Here is a 564-nt window from a genome sequence, read left to right as displayed (position 1 = left end):
TGGTCTGCGCGATCAATAACCGAGAGCTCTGTATCACCGATGGTTGAGATTGTGCTGCCAATGCTGACCGTCAGCGGTTTTTGCAATCCAAAGTCATGTAAGCGTACCGCTTGCAGAAGTTTTGCTGCGATGATCGGTAAGGCGCCCTGATTGGTTTTGCTGGTTATGACGATGAACTCCTCTCCGCCCCAGCGTCCTGCGAAGTCAATTTCTCGAATACTGGAGCGAATAAGCGCAGCGAGCTCTGTGAGTATGCGGTCGCCCTCTAAATGCCCAAGTGTGTCATTCACGTGCTTAAAGTCGTCAATGTCGATGAGCAGTACCGCAAAAGGGCTCATTTCACGCTTTTGTCGTTCGAGTTCTATTTTAATAAACTCCTTAATTCGATAGCGATTCCATAGGCCTGTAAGGGCGTCTTTTCTGTAGAGTTCTTCCAGTTCTTTTGCGTGCTTCTCCAAATAGGCCTCATTGAGTGTTTTCTCAAGATTGAGTATCGCTACCATGAAAAGAACAATGGAGAATGCGGCGGCAAAACTTTGTAACTGCAAAAGGCTAATCCACGGA

At 47.3% G+C, this 564-nt stretch carries 1 protein-coding gene; it reads right to left on the bottom strand.

Annotated features, from left to right (window positions below; all coding sequences use genetic code 11):
- Positions 1-548, bottom strand: a 548-nt coding sequence (locus A3751_RS02000; RefSeq protein WP_156492196.1) for a GGDEF domain-containing protein, incomplete at its 3' end; no start/stop codon positions are given.
- Positions 549-564: the final 16 nt, after the last annotated feature.

The sequence above is a fragment of the Oleiphilus sp. HI0080 genome, from assembly GCF_001635135.1.
The sequence above is the reverse complement of the archived record's forward strand: the minus strand, read 5'-3'. Positions and strand labels throughout refer to the sequence as shown.